Source organism: Pontivivens insulae (assembly GCF_900302495.1).
GTDB lineage: Bacteria > Pseudomonadota > Alphaproteobacteria > Rhodobacterales > Rhodobacteraceae > Pontivivens > Pontivivens insulae.
Map to the genome: position 1 here is coordinate 368,542 of NZ_OMKW01000001.1, position 20,319 is coordinate 388,860.

Here is a 20,319-nt window from a genome sequence, read left to right on the forward strand (position 1 = left end):
CCTACCCAAGCGGGGCGCCGTCAAACAACGCCCCGGGGTTCATAATTCCATTCGGATCGAGTGCGGCCTTGATCGCGCGCATCGCAATCCGCTTGCCCGGATCGCCAAACCGCTCAAGATCACCTACCTTTAGACGACCGATCCCGTGTTCGGCACTCACCGATCCGTCGAGTGCGTCAGCCACTTCATGCACCGCTGTCTGCACCTGACCACGCATGTTCACATAGTCAGCCTTCATACGACCAGGTGCGGGGAAGACGTTGTAGTGCAGGTTCCCGTCCCCCACATGGCCAAAGCAATTGATGCGCGCGTCCGGCGCGATGGCGCGCACCGCCACACCCGCGCGCTCAATGAATTCAGGCAAACGGGACAGAGGAACTGAAATGTCGTGGGACGAGATGGAACCGGTCAGGCGGTTGCCCTCGGGGATCGTCTCCCGAATGTCCCACAGCGCCTGACGTTGCCCATCGCTCTGTGCCAATACGGCATCGGAGACCAGCTCCGCCTCGAACGCGGCCTCCAGCGCCGTCTCGAATGCGGCCGCACTGCCCTTAGAGCCACCAATCTCGACCAGCACCATCCAGTCCGGGCGGCTTTCCAGTGGATGCCGCATCGCCGGGAAATGTTCCGCCAGAAAGTCGAGCCCTTGCCGGTGGATCAGTTCGAAGGCTGAGATGCTCTCACCCAACCGTCCCTGCATATCTGCCAGCAGATTCAGGGCGGCCTTGGGGCTTTCCACCGCCAGAAACGCCGTAGATCTTTCCGCAGGGATTGGCATCAGGCGCAGGCTTGCCGCCGTGATCACGCCAAGTGTGCCCTCTGCACCGATCAGCAAATGGCGAAGATCATATCCCGTATTGTCCTTCCGCAACCTCTTGAGGTCACTGACAATCGTTCCATCCGCCAAAACAGCCTCGATACCCAGCACAAGGTCGCGTGCATTCCCGTAGCGCAGAACATTCACGCCACCCGCATTGGTGGCCAAGACCCCACCGATCCGCGCAGAACCTTCGGAAGCGATGGACAATGGAAACAGCCGGTTCACCTTCGCCGCTTCTGCTTGCGCCTCAGCCAGTGTGACACCGGCCTCAACGGTCAGTGTCGCATCGCCCGGCGCGCAGTCCCGCACGCGGTTCAGCTTTTCCAGCGACAGGATCACACAATCACGGGTTTCGCTCACCTGCCCCCCAACGAGCCCTGTTCCCCCACCCCATGGGATCACACCGACGCCCCGCGCATTGCAGCGCGTAAGCACGGCTGCGACCGCGTCGACCGTTGCAGGTTTGGCAACCGTCAGACCCCGCCCCTGATAGCGGCCACGCGGTTCTTCCAGATAGGCCTGCGTGGGAACGGACAAGGTGAGGTCGGGCAGATCATTCAGAAAGTCGGTCATACTTTGCCTATACCCTGCGTCCGCACCGGTTTCATCCCCGGATCGAGAGCGAATGCGCGCACTTTCCTGTTTCGGGCACAATAAAGCCGCAGAATTTGACCATCAGCGACGTGCAAGGACGGATTCGCGTCTTTCACGCTGCTGCGCCTGCCGTTATTGGTGCTGCACCAGACAGACGGGGGATGCCGTGCGCTATATTTCCACCCGGGGCCAGGCCCCGACCCTGAGCTTTGAAGAAGCGATGCTCACCGGCCTTGCGCGGGACGGCGGGCTCTACCTTCCCGAAAGCTGGCCAGAGATGGTCACCGATGAAATTGCCGCACTGGCCGGGCAGTCTTACGAGGAGGTCGCGTTCCGGGTCATGCGTCCGTTCATCGGAGACACGTTCACGGACGAGGAGTTCCGCGCCATCATCGACCGCGCTTATGCGTCCTTCGGTCATGATGTCCGCTGTCCGGTGATCCAGACCGGTCCGAATGATTGGCTGCTCGAACTCCACCACGGTCCGACGCTGGCGTTCAAAGATGTCGCCATGCAGTTGATCGGACAGATGTTCGAAGCGTCATTGACCCGGTCTGGCAAGCGCGTGACGATCGTCGGCGCGACCTCAGGCGACACCGGATCGGCAGCAATCGAAGCGTTCCGCGGGTTGGAAGCCGTTGATGTCTTCATCCTGTACCCCCACGGACGGGTCAGTGAGGTGCAGCGTCGCCAGATGACGACACCGTCCGAAAGCAATGTGCACGCGCTCGCCATTGACGGCGATTTCGACGATTGTCAGGCGCTGCTTAAGGACATGTTCAACGATCTCGACTTCCGGGATCGTGTGCACCTCGCGGGCGTCAACTCCATCAACTGGGCACGGGTGCTGGCGCAAGTGGTGTACTACTTCACCTCCGCCGTGGCGCTTGGCGCACCGGATCGCAGCATCAGCTTTACCGTACCAACCGGCAATTTCGGAGACATCTTCGCAGGCTACGTGGCCAAGCGGATGGGCCTTCCCATTGAGCGGCTGATCATTGCGACGAACCAGAACGATATCCTCCACCGCACCCTTGTCACTGGCCGGCATGAGAAAGAGGGCGTCACTCCGTCGATCTCTCCATCAATGGACATTCAGGTCAGCTCCAACTTCGAACGGCTGCTCTTCGATCTTTATGATCGTGAGGGGGAGGCCGTGACCCAGCTTATGACCGAGTTGAAGGAAGATGGCCGCTTTACCCTGTCACAAGGCGCGCTTGACCGTTTGCTGGAAGAGTTCGACAGCGGCCGCGTGAGTGAGGACGAAACCTCAGCCGAAATCACCCATATGGCAAAGGCGACCGGCCAAATCCTCTGCCCACATACGGCCATTGGCACGAAGATCGCCCGCGAGCAGTCCGGAACTGCCCCAATGGTAACACTTGCAACGGCGCATGCGGCAAAGTTCCCCGACGCGGTCGAGGCAGCAACGGGCATCCGCCCCGCCTTGCCAGCGCGTATGGCGGACCTGTATGAACGCATAGAGCGGGTGACCCGGCTTCCGGCCGACCTCGCAGCCCTGCAGGCCCATATCGAACAGCATAGATGACCGTCGAACTGCACCTCCTCGCCAATGGCGTCCGTATCGTGACCGAGCATATGCCCGGTCTGAAAAGTGCTTCCTTGGGCGTGTGGGTCACGGCCGGTGGACGGCATGAAGCGGATGATCAAAACGGCATTGCTCATTTCCTTGAGCATATGGCGTTCAAGGGCACAGCCCGACGCTCTGCCCTCGATATTGCCGAGGCGATTGAGAATGTCGGCGGCTATATCAACGCCTACACGTCACGTGAAATGACGGCCTACTATGCCCGCGTTCTCGAAGAAGACGTACAACTGGCTTTCGATGTTATCTCGGACATCGTTCTCAATCCTGCCTTCGATGCGCGTGAGATTGAGGTTGAGCGTGGCGTAATCCTGCAGGAGATCGGGCAAAGCCTCGACACACCGGACGACATCATTTTCGACTGGCTTCAGGAAACGGCTTATCCCGGCCAACCCTTCGGGCGCACGATCCTCGGCCCGTCGGAGCGCGTGAACGCCTTTGGTCGCCCGGATTTCGAACGGTTCGTCGCCAGCCACTATGGCCCGGAAAGCCTGATCATCTCGGCAGCTGGCGCAGTTGACCACGACGAAATTGTCCGAATGGCCGAAGTCGCTTTCGGCCATCTGGTTCCGCGCAACCGCCCCGTACAGACACCTGCCGCGTTTGCGGGTGGAGAGCTTCGCGAAGTGAAGGCGCTTGAGCAGGCCCACTTCACCTTTGCCCTCGAAACCTCTGGGTATCGAGCCGACGACATCTATGACAGCCAGGTCTACGCAACGGTTCTGGGCGGCGGAATGTCCTCTCGCCTGTTCCAGGAAGCACGCGAGAAGCGCGGCTTGTGCTATACGATTTTCTCCCAACCCGGTGCATATGCCGACACCGGTATGCTGACCATCTATGCGGGCACCAGTGCAGAGCAGGTGGGCGAGCTGGCAGAGCTGACAGTCGACGAGCTGCGTCGCGCAACGTCGGATATGAGCGAGGCTGAAATCAGCCGGGCCAAAGCACAGATGAAGGCGGGGCTGCTCATGGGCCTCGAAAGCCCGTCCAGCAGGGCAGAGCGGATGGCGCGCCTCTTGGCGATCTGGGACCGAATCCCGACGCTGGAAGAGACGATCGAAAAGATCGACGCGGTGAATGCACGCTCTGTCATGGATCATGCCGGGCGAATTGCAGATGCCGGCCGGGTCGCAATGGCGTCCTATGGGCCGGTGGAACGTTTGGCCCCGCTCGACGATCTGACCCACCGCCTCGCGGCTTAAGCCATGTTCGGACTGGGTGCGAAACCGCGATTGGTTCTGCATACCAAACGGCTCTACCTGCGCCCCCCAGTCATGGACGATCATCGTGACTGGGTGATCCTGCGCCGTGACGGAGCGGCCTTTCTCGATCCGTGGGAGCCTGTCCGCTCTCGCGATCATCTCAGCGTTTCCGCGTTTCGCTCACGCGTCCGCCACGCGGCTCAGGCGATCAAGACCGACCGCGCCGTTCCGCTATTCCTGTTCGCGAGGGACGATGACCGGCTTCTGGGCGCAATCACGCTCGACAACATTCAGCGCGGCCCAGCACGCTATGCGACTGTTGGCTACTGGATTGGAGAGCCCTTCGCCCAGCAGGGCTACATGTCCGAGGCCCTTTCCGCCGTGGTCGACCACGCCCACCGCAAAATGGCGCTTGGTCGCGTTCAGGCCGGGTGCCTGCCAGAGAATAAGCCCTCACAGCGCTTGCTTGAAAAATGCGGATTTGCCTTCGAGGGCTATGCGCAAAGCTATCTGCAGATTGCAGGCCAGTGGCGGACCCATTGCATCTATGCCCATCTTGATGCGGAAAGGCGAAGTGCAGATCGTCTTCCGGGCAAACCCATCTCACCAGGTGAGCTGCTGGGTTAGGGGTTTGCTCCGGCCGCTAACGCAGCAGCCGGAGCAGATAGTGTGATCACCCGATCAGAGCATTGTCGTCACGTTTGACCACGACGATGGAAGAGCGGGGGAGATTACCCTCACCATCGGGGAACGGTGCCGCAGGGTGCTGAATACCAACAAACATCGTGCGTCGATCTGCCGACCAGGTCAGACCGGTCACTTCCGAGCCGTTCGGACCGGTCAGGAAGCGGCGAATCTCACCCGTCACCGGATCACCCGCAAGCATCTGGTTGTTGCCCATGCCCGCGAAATCGCCTTCGTTGTCATCATCGCCATCGGTCTGGATCCACAGCAGGCCGGAGCTGTCGATCTGCATCCCATCAGGGGAGTTGAACAGATTGCCCTCGTTGATATTCGCGGTTCCGGCATAGGGGCCTTCAGGGTGCACGGTCGGATTGCCCGCCATGACATAAAGGTCCCAATCGAACGTCGCGCGGCCATGATCGTCAGCATGCGGTTTCCAACGCACGATCTGACCGTAGCGGTTGATCTCCCGCGGGTTCGGTGCGTTCGTGACCATCGCCTCACCGCCTGCGTTGGTACGCACAGAGCCATCGTCGTTCAGCGCGCCACGGCGCGAGTTGTTGGTCAGACAGCAATAAGCCTCGACCATCGTGGGGTTCACTGCAATCCACTCAGGCCGATCCATCGTGGTCGCGCCCACGGCAGAGGCCGCCATACGGGTGAAGATCGAAATCTCTGCTTCCGTCATGCCTGTCGCCTGCGGGGTCAACGCCAGCCAGCTTCCGGTAAGGTCATCGTTGAACTTGGCCGCGAAGAGCTGACCCTTGGACAGCAACGTGGAGGTGTCGCCGCCCGGCACGTAGATATCCTCGGACACCCACTTATACATGAACTCCCCACGCTCATCGTCGCCCATATAGACAACGACACGTCCATCGGGGGCCAGGGCGTATGCGGCGTTCTCATGCTTGAAACGGCCAAGGGCGGTGTGCTTGATCGGCGTCGCATCCGGATTCCACGGGTCGATCTCGACAATGTAGCCTGCGCGATGCGGCTCATTGGGGTTCTTCGACAGGTCGAAGCGCTCATCAAAGCCGTGATAGTTGTAGCGACCCTCGCTTACGTCGGTCGGCACCCCATAACGCTGGAAGCCAGCGGCGGTCACCTCGTCGAGCGCCAACTCTTCGGTCGTGCCGAAATAGCCGTTGAAGTTCTCTTCGCAGGTCAGATAGGTGCCCCACGGCGTGCGGCCCGAACCACAGTTGTTGAACGTGCCCAGCGACTGGGTGCCGGTCGGATCAGCCGCGGTCTTGAGCAGGTCGTGACCTGCGGCAGGGCCGTCAATCATCATGGCAGAGCGGTGATGGATGCGGCGATTGTAGGGGCTGTCCACAACGACGGCCCAGCCGTCCTCACCCTCGGCCACCTCCATCACGGTCACGCCCTGGAAGTTCTGAAGGCGCGTGATGTCGTCGGCAGAGGCAGGCTTGCCGTCCTGCTCAGCCGGCAGGTTCACGCGAGTGTTCACATACTCGGAGTTCACGACCAACAGCTGTGTGCCGCCGCGATGGAAGAACTCCATCCCATCCGTGTTCTCACCAAACACACGGTCAGAGCCCTCGGTCGGAACACCGGACTGCATGTCGAATTCTGGCGCGTCCGAAAACAGCTTGTCACCCCAGCGCACCATCACGTCCCAGCTATAGCCCTCGGGCACATGAACGGTGCCGTCTGTCTGAGGGGCAAGCTGCTCGAACGCGAAACGGCTTGTTTGCGCGGCAAGCGCAGCCGCGCCGTTCAGCAATCCGGAGCCCATGACCGCGGCGCCGGACCCAAAGGCGAGAACGCCGCCCATGAAGCCACGGCGGGAAATCGCCTTCTCGACGACACGATCGAACTCCTGCTCGGTGGGACGCGGAAACGCCTGCTCGTCCCAATCGTCGAAGCTCATATCGCTGATGTGATCTTTAACCATTTCATCTCTCTCACGTTGCTGACCGGGATTTGACCCGTTTGGCTGGCAGCGTACGTAGCCTAGCCGGATGGCAGCTAGATTACAGCGAGACGACAGATTTATTACGCAGGCAGATTTTTCAGGCGCGCCCGACTGCACCATTCAGATTGCTGGCACTGACCCCCAGTTGGGCAAGCGCCGCCGTCCAGACCTGTGCGCGGGGCGTGTCAAAGACCAATTCGGGCGTCGCATCACAGACCAGCCACGCATTCTCGCGTAACTCACCCTCCAACTGCCCGGCATCCCAGCCAGATCGACCAAGGGCCAGTAGGCTTTTGCGGGGACCGCGCCCCTGTATAGTCGCCTCCAGCAATCCGATGTGACCAGTCATTGCAAAATCCTCCCCCACCTGAAGGGAGGATTTGTCCATCAGATGATCTGAGGAATGCAGAACGAACCCCCGCGTATGCTCAAGCGGACCACCGATCAGCACCGGGATCTCCGGCGCGCTTTCCTTGCGTGTGATGTTCAGTTGCGAGGCGAGATCACGGATATGCACACCGTTCGCGCGCTTGTTGATCACGAGGCCCATGGCCCCTTCATCAGAGTGGGTGCACATGAAGATGACCGACCCGCCGAAACGTGCGTCTTCCATCATCGGCGACGCGATGAGCAGCATGCCGTCCAGAAAAGGGGAGCGCTCGACAGTTTCAAACATAAACGGCTACCTATTGCTCGGCAGAGTGCTTTCAAGTTGCTTAGTCTCGCACTCGTGATTTCTCAATATCGAACTCAGCCGCCATGTATGGGGCATGATGAATAACAAACCCGTATCCGCACTGCTTCGTTCCGCCTTGGTACTTTCGTGTCTTGGCATGACTGCCCTGCCCTCCCTTGCGCAGGACCACAGCCGTGTCAGCCTTCTGCCCGGGCGCATGATGGAGGATGGTCGATATCTGGCCGGGGTGCGCATCGAACTGGCCCAGGGATGGAAGACCTACTGGCGTGCACCGGGCAGCGGCGGAATCCCTCCTCAATTCGATTGGAACGGGTCGCAAAACCTCGTCGAAGTAGAGACCAAGTGGCCAACGCCGACCGTATTTGAAACCTATGGCATGCGGTCGATAGGCTATGATCGCGATGTAATCTTCCCGGTTCTGTTGGCACCAGCTCACACCAACGGTCCGATGGAGCTGCAACTGACGCTCGATTACGGCGTGTGCTCGGACATCTGCATCCCGGCGCGCGCCACCATTAGCGGACAGGTTGAACTCTCCCGCGATCTGACGGCACCACAATTGGAAGCAGCGCTTTCATCGCGCGCCCGCATTGCTGCCGAACACGGGATCACGGCGGATTGCCACCTGGCACCGGGTGAGGGCGTCGGTGTCTGGCAGCTCTCGGCAGAGGTTCACGGACACGCAGAACGTGATGCGCCGATTGCGGTCGTCGAAATTCCCAACCCCGACCTTTGGGTGCACGACCCGCAGGTGACAGCGGGTGCGCCAATGATCCTGACCGCGGGGATGGATTGGTTTGGCGCCGGGGCCTTTTCAGCCTCCCGCGATGATATCCGCATCACACTTTTGCCCGAAGGCGAACGCGCCATCGAGATTCAGGGCTGCTGATCCCTATTCCGCCGCTATTATGCTCCTGCTGCGCCCGATCACCGCAATCGTCGTCGCCGCCAAGGTGTAGAGCACCAAAAGCGCAACAGCCAATCCACCGATCAGTTCAAGCATGCCGCGATCCTGCAGGATCGGCGGCAGATCCGTGTCGGGCAGCACGCTCAGCGCGACTGTGCCGATGGTCAGGGCAAGCGTTGCCACGGCGCTAAACCACACAACAGCCGTCACCCGTCCCGGCATGTGGCGCGCCTTCAGCGCCCGGCGGGTGGAGCGCGTCAGACGTCCCACATCCCGCTGAACCCCGATGATGGCCGGAACGATCAGCAAAACGACAAACATTCCGACAGCCAACCCATAGGCCAGCGTGATGACTGTGGGCTTCAGAAATTGCGCTTGCAGACTGGTCTCGAACAACAACGGTGTAAGCCCCAGTACCGTGGTCAGCGTTGTCAACAGAACCGGACGCAGACGGTCAGTGACCGCATCGATCAGCGCCGGTTTCAACCCACGCGTCTTGGCATATTCGTCGATTGTGGTGATCAGAACGATCGAGTCATTGATGATGATCCCGGTCATGCCGAGCAGCCCAACAACAGTGAACAGCGATAAGGGCACATCCCATTGAGCGTGCCCCCATATCGTCCCAATCAAGCCGAACGGAATGATGACCATGACAGCCAGAGGTCGCAGCCAGCTCGAAAATATCCAGCACAGCGTCAGGTAAATGCCCAGCAGGCACAGCATGAAGCCGATCATCGCGTCGTTCAGGAAGTCACGCTCCTGTTCAGCCAAACCGGTGATCAGATATTCGACGCCAAATTGCGCCGCAATTTGCGGCACGATCTCATCTTCCAACAGGGCAGTGACTTCCGCCGCGCGGCCAGGATCATCCTCGCTCAGTTGCCCACTGACGGTGATGACCCGCAGGCCGTTCTCTCGTAGAACCGTGGAAAAGCCCAGACGTTCCTGCACACTTACAATCTCGCTCAACGGAACCCACGTGCCCGCGGGTGACTGCAACCGTGCGGTCGAAATGAAGTCTGCGGTCAATTCACTATCAGGCAAAGCCACCGTGATCGTGCCCGTGCGCACCCCAACCGGGAAACGGGCTGCCTCGATGCCGCCCAATCGCTGGCGCAGAACCTGACCAATTCCCTCTGTGGTGAACCCAAGCGCCGCCCCGCGCGGGGTCAGATCCAGAATGAACTCGGTCTTGTCATAGGGCAGGTTGTCCTCGACGGCAGATATGACCTCGAAATCCTGCACCGCAGCCTGGAACGCACCAGACGCTGCTTTCAGCACCTCAGCCTCGGCCCCGGTAAATTGAACCGACAGACCATCACCGCCCGGTCCGCTGCCCCAAGTGCGGAAGCTGAGCGTCTCCAGCTTGGGGTGGCGGCGAATTTCCTCCTCGATCATCCCCTGCAACTCGCGTGAGGAGTAGGGGCGCAAGTCTGCATCAATGATCTCGATGGCAATCGCGCCAAGCTGGTCCCGGTCTTTCTGATCAGACCCGGAAATCGCGCGTCCGGCATTTCCACCAATCTGCGCCAGCGCAAAGACGATAGGATTGGTTCCGTGCTCCGCCTCCAGCCGCGCACCGACCGTCGTAACCGCACGCTGCAACTCAGCGACCATCACCTCGGTTTCGTCGCGCGTCGTCCCGGTCATCATCGCGATGTTGCCGGTTAGTTCCGACTGTTCGGGTGCATTGAAGAAGCGCCACGTGACCTCGCCCGAGTAGAATAGAGATATCGACCACAGCAGCGTTCCGACAGCGCCCGCAATCACAGGATAGCGCAGGGCAAAGACCACACGCATGAAGGGCCGGAACAACACCCGCTTAAACCAGTCGAAACCCTTGTTGAAAAAATGCGATGGCAGATCGTACCACGCCACCTTCGTGCGGGACTGCTTCGAGAGCGCATGACGCATATGCGCAGGCAGTATCAGGAAGCACTCCACCAGCGACGCGGCCAGAACCACGGCCACCGTGAACGGAATGTCAGCGATCAAGCTGCCAAACCGCCCGCCAACGGTGGTCAGTGCGGCAAAGGCGATGATTGTGGTGATCGTTGCCGACAAGACCGGCAGGCTCATCCGCTTCGCCGCGTTGGTTGCAGCTTCCGATGCGCTTTCGCCCAAATACCGATAGCGATAGTCGGCATGTTCCCCCACCACGATGGCGTCATCCACGACGATTCCCAGACAGATGATCAGCGCAAACAATGAGATCATGTTGATCGTGATTCCGAAGGCAAACATCAGCGCGATGGTCGCGATCATCGCCACCGGTATGCCCGCCGCCACCCAGAACGCCGTGCGGGCCGATAGGAACAGGAACAAAAGCCCGACAACGAGGGCGAGGCCAATCAGGCCATTCTCGATCAAAAGGTCGAGGCGACCGGAAATCGCCTCTGCGCGCGTATTGGTCAGAACGATCTCAACACCTTCGGGCAGCCCCTCGCCCATTTCAGCGGCCACCGCTTCAACAGCGGCCTGCATATCGATGGCATCGCCGGTGTCCGCCCGGTCCACACGAATCTGCACAGCCGGGTTCCCGCCGACGCGGAAAGCTTGAGCACGATCCGTATTTTCATCCGTCAGTGTCGCAACATCGCGCACCAACAGCAGCGAACCGTCAGGGTTCGTGCGCACCCGAATCTCACCGACATCTTCGATGGACCGACGCTCTACCCCTGTTCGCAGTCTTGCGGCACCGCCCGCCACCTCACCGGCCGGGTCCGTATCTGACGCCGCACTGATCGCCCGCGCAATTTCCGAGAGCGTCGTGTCATTGCGGACCAGATCAGCCTCTTGCACGGTCACCAGCAGACTGGGGGCGGCGATGCCGTTGACGGTTGTACGCGTGATACCTTCACGGAACAGACGCGCGATCATCTCGTCGGCATAGCGGGCGAGCTGGTCAATCTCGACCGGCCCCGTAATCACCACATTCGTCACGCGATCCCGCCACTGTCCCCGACGGATCACCGGATCGTCCGCACCATCGGGCAAAGTCGTCACCGTCCCGATGGCGGTTTCCACATCCGCCGCCGCACGGGCCATGTCCCAGCCCGGCTCGAACTCCATGCGGATATTGCCGCCACCCTCTCGCGCAGTGGCAGAAGTTCCGATCACCCCCTCAACAGCCAGCAAGACCGGATCGAGGGGCGCAATCACACCATCATCCACATCTTCGGGTCCGGCCCCCTCCCAATTCACAGAAACCGAAACACTGTCCACAACCACATCGGGAAAGAACTGCGAGCGGATCTGGCTAAGCGAGGCAACGCCCAGCGCCAGCATGACAACCAGTAAGAGGTTCGCGGCGGTGCGGTGCTGAACAAAGTAGCGCAGCATGACCTACCCTCCCATCCGGCCTTCAAGGCGTGTCACCACGCTTTCGGGAACTTCTTCTTCCTCAAGCTGGCTGATCACCCGCGCACGCGCGGCTTCGGGCATGCGGTTGTTGGCCTCTACAAAGGCGATCAAACGCTGCCGCCGGTCAGGGTCGAGCGTGATCATGACTTCTGCCTGAACGTCCATCGCGCCACCGTCACGCGGTTGCTCGATGGGATCGATCAGCACGCCAGCGCCCAGCTGTGGCCGCAGCTCGACGACATATCGCATGCCCGTCCGGGCACCGGCGACGATCACATCGTCGCCTTGCCGCCGCGCGATCCGCACATCAATAGCCCGCAAACGGTTCTCTTCCCCGGCGATCAACATCCGCCCATCGCCACTGACCGCCGTTGCCGGAACCGTCGCCACATCCGTCAACATCGGCTCAACGATCCGAACCTCAACAAAATCACCCGGACGGAAGAGATCAGCCCCCCCTTCGGCCAGACGCGCAAAGATGCGCCGACCCGTCGTTCCCTCGCCAACAACCGCATCTGAACGCTCGATCACGCCGGTAGTTTCGAACGGGATTCCATCCAGGTCGAGCGAGAGGCCAATCTCAAGCGGTTGCAACTCACCGCGCGCATTCAACAGACGCGCATATTGCGCATTGGTCACTTGAAACGCGACCTCCAACGCATCGGGGTCGACCAGCACTGCAAGCTGCTCATTCGCGTTGATCCGACGACCTTGGACTGCGGATACCGAACTCAACCGGCCCGAGAAAGGGGCGACCGTACGGGTTTCATCCAGATCGCGCTGCGCCTCGGTCACGGCAAGCTCGGCCCGCGCAAGGGCAATCTCTGCCCGGCTGATAGCGCTCTCGCTCGACAGGATTGCCTGCCTGCGCGCGAGAACCGTCTGCTCTGCCTGCGAAAAGCTCAGCTCCGCCTGCTCCGTCGCGGCAGACGTGCCGACACCACGCCCCTCAAGATCGCGCTGCCGCTCCAACGCCGCCTCACGCAAGGCGCGTTGCCCCTCCGCCGCCGTAAGCTCATCCTGTCCCAGCGCCAGCCCCGCACGGGCGTCACGCAAGTTTGCCTCAGCTTCCAACTGCTCGGTCTCTGCCCGGATCAGCGCGGCCTCCGCGTCGAGCGGGTCGATCTCAAACAGCAACTCACCCTCAGCGACGGCCGCACCGTTGCGGAAGTTGTCCGCAAGACGCGTCACAACCCCACCGATCCCGGCACGCAGCTCAAGCGTGCGAGCACTCTCAATCTCTCCATAAGTCTGGATCACCGGAAAGGCGTCGCCATTCTCGATCACGGCGATCACAGCAGGGATTGCCCGCTCCCCACCACCGCCACCGCGCGGCCAACCGCCGCCACCGCCCCCTTCAGACCGGGCCTGCATAAGCGTGTAGCCGCCAACGCCAAGGGCCGCTGCCGTCAGCGCAAGAACAAATAAGCCGAAAAATCCACGTAGGATGAAACGCATAAGAAGGCTCCGATACTCCGCCGGTACATCTGATACGCGGGCCGAAGCGGATTCCGTCACTTTCCGTGCGAAAAAGTTACTTCCGGCGCTTATGCTCTTCGAGACGTGGCATGATCTCGACGAAATTGCAGGGCCGATGCCGATAGTCGAGCTGGAATTTCAGGATCTCATCCCAACCATCCTTGCACGCACCCGGTGAGCCGGGCAGCGCAAACATATAGGTTCCGCCAGCCACACCGCCGCAAGCACGCGACTGAACCGCACTCGTCCCAATTTTCTGAACAGAGATCATTGTGAACAAGGTGGAGAAGGCGTCGATCTCCTTCTCATAGACATCGCGATGCGCCTCGACCGTAACATCCCGCCCCGTCAACCCGGTTCCACCGGTGGAGATCACGACATCAACAATCCCCGCCCAATTGCGCAGGCGGTCTGCGATTGCCGCACGATCATCCCGCACAATCGCCCGATCTGCCAGAATGTGGCCGGCCTCCTGAACGCGCGCCACCAGAACATCGCCCGAGCGGTCATCGGACGTGTCCCGTGTATCGCTGACGGTCAGAACCGCGACACGAACGGGAATGAACTCTCGGCTTTCGTCAATACTGCTCATAGCTCAAACCAATTCGCTGTAGGGCCAAGATTGCGCACCAGCGTCTTTCCGATGCGTGCCTCGCGCCCCCAACAATCGTGAATATGCCCACACAAAACCAGTTGGGGCTGCATGACCTCGATATAGCCGCGAAGCGCGTCCGATCCCAGCGGGCCGAGGTCCTTATGGTCATCGCAAGCGCCCTTTGGCGGCGAATGGCTTATCACCACATCAACCTCACCAAAGCTGAGCAGACCAATCGCGGCCTCGTCCTCCGTCATGTCGTAGGAGCCCCAGCTGTTGGGCGGCAGTGGAGGCACCGCGCATCCCAGAAATCCAAAGGTCACACCTTCAAACGTGAAGCCCTGCTTGTGGCGTACCTCGGCCCGAGTCGCGGCGCGCAAGGCGGCCTCCGTCTCGTTATTGCCCGGCACGTAAACGGCCTTCTCGTCCATCGGGCTGAGCGCGGTCATGGTCTCGGCAAGGCCCTCATGCCCTTGGGCAAAGTCCCCAGCGCCAATGACCAAATCTGCACTCTTGCTCGCCGTGACCAGCTTTGCTGCAGCGCCAAGATCGCAATGCAGGTCCGAGAATGCCATCAATCTCATTTCAATTTCGCCTTCACATTCAGCAAATCTTCCCATGCCGCACGTTTGTGCGCAGGGTTCCGCAGCAAGGCTGCGGGGTGAAATGAGGCGATGGCCGGAACGCCCGCAACCTCTTTCCATTGTCCTCGCATGGCTGTAATTCCCCGCGACGTCTCAAACAGCGTCTTCATCGCAGAGTTCCCCAACAGGAGCAGACATTTCGGCGCGGCCAATTCGATATGCCGCAACAGAAAAGCCTTCATCATCGCCATTTCGTCCACGCTCGGATCTCGATTCTGCGGCGGCCGCCAGGGCAGGACATTGGTGATGTAGACGGCATTTGTGGGATCATCCGCCGTTCGCGCGCGCCCGATCGCATCCATCATCTTGTCGAGCAACTGCCCGGACCGACCAACAAAAGGACGACCTTCGATATCCTCGTCGCGGCCCGGCGCCTCGCCCACAATCATCAGCGAAGCCCCGGCATGGCCGTCGCTGAACACGAAGTTCCGCGCACCCTGTTTCAGCGAGCAACCGTCAAAGCCCTGCATGACATGCGCCAGTGTTTCGAGGTCATGCGCCGTGGCCGCCAGCCGCGCCGCTTCCGCGATATGACCGGCAGTCGGATCAGTCTTGGGCAAGGCGGGGGCGTCCGAAGCTTGCGCCGCCGCGACGGGCGCCGCTGGCTCAGGCGGGGGCACGTCGACATAGCGATCAACCGGCAGATCGGCGATGGCCTCATCCGCCCCTAACTCGATCTGCCAGGCGAGCGCCGAAATGGCTGCATCGCGGTCAAAAGCGTCCACGCCCGATTCCCCTTTTCACGGTTCGGCGCCACGCTACCGCGCCGCGCGTCAGCTCACAATCGTGCCGCGCGCCTTGCAGCGGGCGCGCCATGCGTGAGTGCGCAGGTTCTCCTCAGGGATCGGGGTTCGGATCAATCGCATGAAGTCTAGCGTGCAGAAGGCCGTAATATCCGCGAGCGTAAACCGATCACCGGCGATAAACGACTTGTCGCCAAGGCACTTCTCAAACCACCGCAGGCCCGCGGCGACCCGCGGCACGTTATGTTCGGACCATGCGGGGCACTGCTCCCGCTCCAAGGCTTGCATGCCGGCGATCCCGTGCCGGGCGACAAAGGCGATGGGCATCATCAGATGCGTCTCGATCCGGCGGGACCACATCTCGACCAGCGACTGCTCCAGCGGCCCATCTCCCAAGAGATTATTGTCGGGATAAATCGCCTCCAGATACCGGCAGATCGCAACGGTCTCGGTCAGAAAGGTGCCATCGTCCAGCTCCAGCGCAGGAACGTTGTGAGAGCCGACTTTGCCGCGATAAGCCTTGTCGAAATGCTGCCCCGCCATGATATCAATCTCGGTCGTCGGCAGGCTGACACCCTTTTCCGCAAGGAAAATCCGCACGCGACGCGGGTTCGGCGCACGGGCAGTGTCATAGAGCATCACGGGTTGGGGTAGGGTCATCGCGCATCCTCCAGCTAGAGCCACGCAGCCGACCAAATTCCATTTGATCCGGCAAGCCGGAACGTCGGGTCATCAGGAACGGAGCGCCTCAAACCCATATGAAAAAGGGGGCGCACTTGGCGCCCCCAACCTCTCTGTCACGTCCTCGACGAAGATCAGCCTTCGTATTCTGGCATCTGGTCAAGACGTGCCTCAGTCACGTCGACATAGACGCGGATCGAAGAACCGTCAGCCGACTGCTGCACGTTGAGTGCATCCATCGGCAATGCGACCTGCTTTTCGCCAAGACCCAGGAAGCCCCCAAAATCAATGACTGCTTGGTCAAGACGCTCACCGTCCAGCACGAAGGTGCCGATCTCGCCGACATTCTCATCGTTGACGTCATAGACCGTTGCACCGTTCAGACGTTCAACTGTCAGATCCGCCATCTCGATCCGACTATAGCCATCACGCTCCATCTCTGGTGCCGCAAGCAGTGGCGCATTCGCTGCCCCCATGTCCTGCATCGTCTCTGCATCAGAGCCCTCGGCAACTTCGACGCGGGTGTCTGCCTCACGCTCCATGGTCACATCGGCAGCAACCTCTTGCGTCTCCGCCTCCAGCTCATCACCCATGGCTTCAGCAGAGGCAGCAATCTCCTGCGTCTCGCCTTCGATTTCGTCGCCCATCTGATCGACGGCGTTCGCCGCTTCTTCAGTTTGAGCTTCGGCCTCCTGCATCATCGAACCTTCAATGGCAGCCGCCTCGGTATCGATCATCGGGTCACGCTCTTCCATCTGAGCGGCGGCCTGACGTTCCTGCATCGTGCGGAAGTCCGGCGCTTCTTCCAGCATCTGCTGACTTGCATTCACGACGATGAAATATTCGTCGGCATCTTCGCCATCAGAGACGAAGGTCAGCTGATCCATCGGGATACCGACATTTTTCTCACCCAGACCAAGGAACCCACCGACGCCCAGCACGACACCGTCAATTGCGCCGTCACGGGCAACGATCAGCTCATTGATCTCCCCGATATCGTCCCAGTCGGTTTCCATACCCGGCTCATAATTCGCGGCATCGAACGCGCCTTCGGTGGCATAGATGCGCGCGCCCAGCAGGTCAGACGCCAACAGCGCCTCGCCTTCGGCCTCTGCCATGAAGTTGATGCCCGAATGGCCCTCTGCATAGGCTGCAGTTGCCATTGCAGCAGCAACTGCCGTGCTGATCAGAAATGTCTTCATCAGGTCCTCCAAAAAAACTTGCGTTATCAAAATGTTCGCAGCGAAATATGCCGCTGTGTCGTTAACGCCGTAACCTTTGGAGGGTTCCCAAAAAAAGGGCGCGCCCCGGCCAGTGGGGCGCGCCAACATGCAACGCGAGGGCACTAGGGGTGTGCCAGGGAAAAGGGCATTAGCCCTCGCGCGCATCCTCGATCGTGCGCAGGCCAGTACGTGGCGAGCTTACGAGAATCGACATGTTTCCGGGCTTGTGCTCGTTGTTCATCATCTTGGTGTGCGCGGCCGGCAGGTCTTTCCACTCGAAGACTTCGGACATGCACGGATCTAGACGCCCCTCCAGCATCAGCTTGTTGGCGGCGGACGCCTGCTTGAGGTTCGCGAAGTGCGAGCCCTGAAGACGCTTCTGGTGCATCCACATGTAGCGGACGTCGAAGGTTGTGTTGAAGCCGGTCGTGCCCGCACAGATCACGACCATACCGCCGCGCTTCACAACGAGGTTGGAGACCGGGAAGGTCGACTCGCCTGGATGCTCGAACACCATGTCGACATTGTTGCCCTTGCCGGTGATGTCCCAGATCGCCTTGCCAAAGCGGCGCGCCTCCTTGAACCACGTCGCATATTCCGGCGTGTTCACAGTTGGCAACTGACCCCAGCAGGAGAAGTCCTTACGGTTGATGACGCCTTTCGCACCCAGATCCATGACGAACTGACGCTTGCTCTCGTCAGAAATCACGCCGATCGCGTTTGCGCCAGCGGCATTGATCAGCTGGATCGCGTAGGAGCCGAGGCCACCGGACGCACCCCAGACCAGCACGTTCTGGCCGGGCTTGAGTTCATGCGGGTGGTGGCCAAACAGCATCCGGTACGCGGTGGCAAGCGTCAGCGTATAGCACGCAGCTTCTTCCCAGGTCAGGTGCTGCGGGCGGGGCATAAGTTGCTGCGCCTGCACATTGGTGAACTGCGCAAAAGAGCCATCTGGCGTCTCATAGCCCCAGATCCGCTGCGAGGGCGACATCATCGGATCACCGCCGTTGCACTCCTCATCGTCGCCATCATCCTGATTGCAGTGGATCACGACTTCATCGCCGACCTTCCAGCGCTTCACCTTGTCGCCCACCGCCCAAATGATGCCGGACGCGTCGGAACCTGCGATGTGATACTCGGCGCCGTGACCGTCGAACGGCGAGATCGGCTCACCCTTGCCAGCCCAGACACCGTTATAGTTGACGCCGGCAGCCATGACGAAGACGAGCACTTCGTGGCTGTCGAGCTTTGGCACATCGACCACTTCCAGCTCAAAAGCCTTCTCCGGCACACCGTGACGCTCCCGCCGGATGGTCCAAGCATACATCTGGTTTGGCACATGGCCGAGCGGTGGGATTTCACCCACTTCGTAGAGATCTTTCATTTCACCGGACTCCGTCTGGGCAGGAGAGGAAGCATCGAGAGGCGACATTGGCGTGACTCCATACGAAATTATGTTGCGCAATAAAACACTACGAAGTGAGATATGTGCGCAAATATATTTCGTCAACAGGAATTATGCGGCAGCGCACAAAAAAGCCCGGATACATCGCTGTATCCGGGCTTAATCCCCACCGTACCCCTCCAGGCATTGCGGTTCGGATTCAGTTAGCCCCCGCTTGCGAATCCGCTTGGATAGGTATTCATAACACAACCTGAGGGGGAATCTAAGCGTTAAACGTTTCGATTTGATTGCATCGGTATACCGATGCGGCAGTTCACTCGCCCCGCGGCAGATGCGCAATCGCGTTGGCATAATAGCTCAAAAGCGCGACCTGTTCGGAGTTTACGCTGTAAGAGTCGCCATCCAGCTTCAAAATCCGACGGCGCACCAGGGCGCGCAGCCCGACTTCGACGGTGTAGTCGAAATCACTGCGCGCCACGTGGAAATGTGCCCCCCGGCCAACCAGCTCATCGCGCAGCGCTGTTGCGCGTGACACAACTTCATCCCGTGTCAGCGAGCCCTCCGCTTCTGCCATCACCGTGGCGATCAGCGGCACCGGCAGTACGGGAATCACTGCCCCAACCGCCCGAATCAGAACGCGCCCCAGATCTCGTGCATTGGCCTCATCAGTGACAAGCGCCTTCAGCGAAATGGGCGCACCAAAACTGACGGAGGCATAGCCGAACTTGTGCCAGCGCCCGATAATGCGCAGCCAAATGTGTTTGAGAAAGAAGCCAATCCCAACCCAGATGCTGGCCCGGAACCGAGGGCGCCCCTTTTCATCGACCTCATGGCCGACGAGGATCCGATCCTCCAAAACCCGGTCGTAATTCAGTCCGACGGGCACAAAGACGACATCGCGCTCCCCGTCAGGATCAAACGTTTCCAGCATATAAGAGAGCAGGCCCAATTTCGGCGGGCGCAACGATCCATCACGGCTCAGCCCGCCTTCGGGGAAAATCGCCTGGGTCACACCACCCTCGGTCGCCATCTGAACATAGCGGGCAAGCACTTTGCGATAGAGCGGGTTTTCGGATTTGCGACGAATGAAGAACGCCCCCATCGCCTTTGCAATCTGTTCCAGCGGCCAGACACGGGCCCACTCCCCCGCCGCATAGCTCAGCGATGTACGCTCGCTCGCCAGATAGGTCACCAGCAGGTAGTCGACATTCGAGCGGTGGTTCATCACGAAGACGACGGTAGCCTCAGGGTCGATCCCCTCCAGCGCCCGATCTTCCGAGGCCCCCAGCCGCACGCGATAAAGCGTCTGCGCAATCCAACGGCTCAACCGCACTCCGAACAGGAAATAGGCAGCTGCCGAGAAACTCGGGACAATTTCCTTTGCATAGCGGGCAGCACGCTCTGCCACGACTTCGCGTGGCACGCCGGTCTCCCGCGCTTCCTGCGCGACCGCTTCGATTACAACGGGGTCATAGGTCAGACGGTCGACAAGAACCTGTCGCTTGGTCAATGCAAAGGGCTTCAGCGACAGCCGCAACCGTTCATTCGCACGGCTCAGCAGGCGGTTCACACGCCCCCGAAAGAACCAGCGCACCGATGGTAATAACACGGCGTTGAGTGTGAGAGACGCCAACGCGATGCCCCCCAGCACGACAATCCAGATCGGTAACTCGACGGTCTCAAACATGGCGCAACCCTGCCCCGACGCGGGGACAGGGTCCATAGCTTTCGGCCGTT

The 20,319-nt window shown here is 60.4% G+C and carries 16 protein-coding genes; 4 read left to right on the forward strand and 12 right to left on the reverse strand.

Annotated features, from left to right (window positions below):
• Nucleotide 1: 1 nt before the first annotated feature.
• Entirely contained in the window at nt 2-1,393 is a 1,392-nt protein-coding gene (locus POI8812_RS01855) for an FAD-binding oxidoreductase (protein WP_108780821.1), read from the reverse strand.
• Between the two features lie 187 nt (nt 1,394-1,580).
• On the opposite strand from POI8812_RS01855, the gene thrC reads away from it, so the two are divergent.
• Genes thrC through POI8812_RS01870 form a run of 3 tightly spaced genes read left to right on the forward strand, consistent with a single transcriptional unit; the run spans nt 1,581 to nt 4,849 of the window.
• Complete coding sequence (thrC, locus tag POI8812_RS01860) at nt 1,581-2,963, forward strand: threonine synthase (RefSeq protein WP_108780822.1); 1,383 nt, start codon at nt 1,581-1,583, stop codon at nt 2,961-2,963.
• Nucleotides 2,960-4,222 carry a M16 family metallopeptidase gene (locus POI8812_RS01865; protein WP_108780823.1) on the forward strand — a complete coding sequence of 421 codons (1,263 nt, stop codon included), beginning with the start codon at nt 2,960-2,962 and terminating at the stop codon, nt 4,220-4,222. The genes thrC and POI8812_RS01865 overlap by 4 nt, the downstream gene beginning before the upstream one ends.
• Nucleotides 4,223-4,225: 3 nt before the next feature.
• On the forward strand, nt 4,226-4,849 hold the full coding sequence (locus POI8812_RS01870) for a GNAT family N-acetyltransferase (protein WP_108780824.1): 624 nt from the start codon (nt 4,226-4,228) through the stop codon (nt 4,847-4,849).
• Nucleotides 4,850-4,895: 46 nt separating this feature from the next.
• Here POI8812_RS01870 and POI8812_RS01875 read toward each other — a convergent pair whose 3' ends face one another.
• Nucleotides 4,896-6,821: a PhoX family protein gene (locus POI8812_RS01875; RefSeq protein ID WP_108780825.1), complete on the reverse strand. Its 1,926-nt coding sequence runs from the start codon at nt 6,819-6,821 to the stop codon at nt 4,896-4,898.
• A 118-nt stretch (nt 6,822-6,939) separates the two neighbouring features.
• Nucleotides 6,940-7,518: a YqgE/AlgH family protein gene (locus POI8812_RS01880; RefSeq protein ID WP_108780826.1), complete on the reverse strand. Its 579-nt coding sequence runs from the start codon at nt 7,516-7,518 to the stop codon at nt 6,940-6,942.
• 157 nt (nt 7,519-7,675) lie between these two features.
• On the opposite strand from POI8812_RS01880, the gene POI8812_RS01885 reads away from it, so the two are divergent.
• The gene (locus POI8812_RS01885) at nt 7,676-8,428 is read left to right on the forward strand and encodes a protein-disulfide reductase DsbD domain-containing protein (RefSeq protein ID WP_162844855.1); all 753 of its coding nucleotides are present in this window, start codon (nt 7,676-7,678) and stop codon (nt 8,426-8,428) included.
• 3 nt (nt 8,429-8,431) lie between these two features.
• Here POI8812_RS01885 and POI8812_RS01890 read toward each other — a convergent pair whose 3' ends face one another.
• From POI8812_RS01890 to POI8812_RS01930, 9 genes are all read right to left on the reverse strand, one after another.
• Complete coding sequence (locus POI8812_RS01890; protein ID WP_108780828.1) at nt 8,432-11,791, reverse strand: efflux RND transporter permease subunit; 3,360 nt, start codon at nt 11,789-11,791, stop codon at nt 8,432-8,434.
• Nucleotides 11,792-11,794: 3 nt separating this feature from the next.
• The gene (locus POI8812_RS01895; protein ID WP_108780829.1) at nt 11,795-13,270 is read right to left on the reverse strand and encodes an efflux RND transporter periplasmic adaptor subunit; all 1,476 of its coding nucleotides are present in this window, start codon (nt 13,268-13,270) and stop codon (nt 11,795-11,797) included.
• 76 nt (nt 13,271-13,346) lie between these two features.
• The gene (gene moaB, locus POI8812_RS01900) at nt 13,347-13,883 is read right to left on the reverse strand and encodes a molybdenum cofactor biosynthesis protein B (protein WP_108780830.1); all 537 of its coding nucleotides are present in this window, start codon (nt 13,881-13,883) and stop codon (nt 13,347-13,349) included.
• Nucleotides 13,880-14,470: a metallophosphoesterase family protein gene (locus POI8812_RS01905; RefSeq protein WP_108780831.1), complete on the reverse strand. Its 591-nt coding sequence runs from the start codon at nt 14,468-14,470 to the stop codon at nt 13,880-13,882. The genes moaB and POI8812_RS01905 overlap by 4 nt, the downstream gene beginning before the upstream one ends.
• Nucleotides 14,467-15,255 (reverse strand): uracil-DNA glycosylase, encoded by a 789-nt coding sequence (locus tag POI8812_RS01910; RefSeq protein ID WP_108780832.1) that lies wholly within the window; start codon nt 15,253-15,255, stop codon nt 14,467-14,469. The genes POI8812_RS01905 and POI8812_RS01910 overlap by 4 nt, the downstream gene beginning before the upstream one ends.
• Before the next feature lie 48 nt (nt 15,256-15,303).
• Nucleotides 15,304-15,933 carry a glutathione S-transferase family protein gene (locus tag POI8812_RS01915; RefSeq protein WP_108780833.1) on the reverse strand — a complete coding sequence of 210 codons (630 nt, stop codon included), beginning with the start codon at nt 15,931-15,933 and terminating at the stop codon, nt 15,304-15,306.
• A gap of 155 nt (nt 15,934-16,088) precedes the next feature.
• Nucleotides 16,089-17,156, reverse strand: coding sequence for a PRC-barrel domain-containing protein (locus tag POI8812_RS01920; RefSeq protein WP_162844856.1), 1,068 nt, complete (start codon nt 17,154-17,156; stop codon nt 16,089-16,091).
• A gap of 169 nt (nt 17,157-17,325) precedes the next feature.
• Nucleotides 17,326-18,561, reverse strand: a complete 1,236-nt coding sequence (gene ccrA, locus POI8812_RS01925) for a crotonyl-CoA carboxylase/reductase (protein WP_108781478.1) — start codon at nt 18,559-18,561, stop codon at nt 17,326-17,328.
• A 334-nt stretch (nt 18,562-18,895) separates the two neighbouring features.
• A complete protein-coding gene (locus tag POI8812_RS01930; protein ID WP_108780835.1) occupies nt 18,896-20,269 on the reverse strand; it encodes a 1-acyl-sn-glycerol-3-phosphate acyltransferase in 1,374 nt (457 codons plus the stop codon).
• Nucleotides 20,270-20,319 lie beyond the last annotated feature (50 nt).